This is a genomic window from Moorena sp. SIO2C4, from assembly GCF_010672485.1.
In the GTDB taxonomy this organism is placed as follows: Bacteria; Cyanobacteriota; Cyanobacteriia; order Cyanobacteriales; family Coleofasciculaceae; genus Moorena; species Moorena producens.
The window spans coordinates 1-1709 of sequence record NZ_JAAHGN010001336.1 but is presented as its reverse complement, the minus strand read 5'-3'; the positions used below and the strand labels follow the sequence as shown (position 1 = coordinate 1709).

Annotated in this window: 3 protein-coding genes and 1 pseudogene; 1 reads left to right on the top strand and 3 read right to left on the bottom strand. The window is 41.5% G+C overall.

From position 1 onward, the window contains the following. A pseudogene (locus tag F6K20_RS37255) lies at positions 1-189 on the bottom strand (30S ribosomal protein S7); the annotation flags it as partial. A 186-nt stretch (positions 190-375) separates the two neighbouring features. On the opposite strand from F6K20_RS37255, the gene F6K20_RS37250 reads away from it, so the two are divergent. Next, on the top strand, positions 376-525 hold the full coding sequence (locus F6K20_RS37250) for a hypothetical protein (RefSeq protein ID WP_154659673.1): 150 nt from the start codon (positions 376-378) through the stop codon (positions 523-525). Here F6K20_RS37250 and rpsL read toward each other — a convergent pair. Further along, positions 518-889 carry a 30S ribosomal protein S12 gene (rpsL, locus tag F6K20_RS37245; protein ID WP_008179640.1) on the bottom strand — a complete coding sequence of 124 codons (372 nt, stop codon included), beginning with the start codon at positions 887-889 and terminating at the stop codon, positions 518-520. The two genes, F6K20_RS37250 and rpsL, sit on opposite strands and share 8 nt — an antisense overlap. A gap of 88 nt (positions 890-977) precedes the next feature. Further along, a complete protein-coding gene (locus tag F6K20_RS37240; RefSeq protein WP_008179639.1) occupies positions 978-1322 on the bottom strand; it encodes a HesB/IscA family protein in 345 nt (114 codons plus the stop codon). Positions 1323-1709 lie beyond the last annotated feature (387 nt).

Genomic DNA, 1709 nt, shown 5'->3' with positions numbered 1-1709 from the left:
TTCAAAGGTTTCTATGGGATCAGCTCCAGTTCTTTCTTCAATGATTTTCATTGCGTCATAGATAATTTGTTAGGCAAGGGATTTCTTGCCATGACGCATCAGTCTACACCCCAACATACAAATCAGGCGACTGTTATAGACTGGGTCAGGGGGGACAGGACGCTTTTTAACAACTGAGCGACGAGACATAAGTAAGCTTCAGAAAAAATCAAAAATACAGTTTACTATTAAAAATTAACCAAGGCAAACAAATACACTCCTGTGATTAACCCTAGTGTGATTAACCCTGGTGCGATTAACCTTGGTTATACAGTTAGCTTATGGTTGGTCTTGTAAATCCTGTTTTTGTTTACAGGTTGTACGAGAAGCTAATCAGTGCAGCTTTCTAGTATGCCTAGGCTTCAGGAATTGAATCTTTCCTTGGGCAACGACCAAGCGCTATTTATCGGCATGGGTGAGATTACAGCAACTCTATTGCTGGAAGTCTCTTACTGTAGAGGGGTTAATGCTCGTGAGTTTACTTAGGGCGCTTCGTCCCATACTTAGAACGACCTTGACGCCGATCCTTAACTCCTGCCGTATCAAGGGTACCCCGAATAATGTGATATCGCACTCCAGGTAAGTCCTTAACACGACCGCCTCTGATCATCACGACGGAGTGTTCTTGTAGGTTATGACCAATACCAGGAATATAAGCTGTTACTTCAAATCCTGAAGTCAGACGAACCCTTGCCACCTTTCGCAAGGCTGAGTTCGGCTTTTTGGGTGTGGTTGTGAAGACTCTAGTACAAACACCACGGCGCTGGGGACATTGTTTCAGCGCTGGGGACTTAGTTTTCTTCTTAGCTTTGAAGCGCTCGTTACTAATGAGCTGCTGAATGGTGGGCATGGGTTACGGCTTAATAAACATTGGTTGATTGAACTTAATCAACTACAAACAAACCAAAGGTAATTATACCAATAATAACACTATGGTGTCAATCTGGCTCCTGTGATGGGTCTACACGAAAGGAATTACCGCAGTCGCAGCTTTCTGAAGCGTTAGGGTTATGGAAGCGAAACCCTCCTCCCATGAGGTCTTCTGAGTAATCTAGAGTTAAGCCATTGATAGTTTTTAGGCTTTGCGGGTCTACTATGACACTGATGCCATCACACTCATAGACCTGATCCTCAGAATTGATCACTTGCTCAAAGTCAATAGTGTAGTAAAAATCAGCACACCCCCCCTGGCGCACACCTAGACGTAATTTGGCCTCTGGCTTTTGACCCTTGGACTGTACACGTCTAATCTCACTCGCAGCAGCTTTACTCAGTTTAATCATTAACGATAGTAACTATACGCAACAACTAGCACCAGCTAATGTTACCTCAAAAAGGAATAGTCATTAATCATTAGTCATTTAATTTGCCACTGCCAAGAGGCTTTTTTGGGCATCCTAAAGACTTATAACTAATGACTAATGACTACTAACTAAAGACTTACAACTAATGAGCCCTTTGGGTAATTCAAAATTCAAAATTCAAAATTCAAAATTCACGCATCAAGTTTAGAACAAATTTTGAATTAATTAATTCCGGGTACAAGCCCCCCGGGGAATTAAAAATTAAAAATTAAAAATTAAAAATCTAGAATTGTCCGAATCATTTTGAATTAATAATTTTGAACTTTGAATTGGAGCGTTCGCGCAGCGTGACCTACGGTCAAGCGA

Coding starts and splice junctions, on each gene's coding strand:
- rpsL (WP_008179640.1), bottom strand. CDS start 889: ATGCCCACCATTCAGCAGCTCATTAGTAACGAGCGCTTCAAAGCTAAG.
- F6K20_RS37240 (WP_008179639.1), bottom strand. CDS start 1,322: ATGATTAAACTGAGTAAAGCTGCTGCGAGTGAGATTAGACGTGTACAG.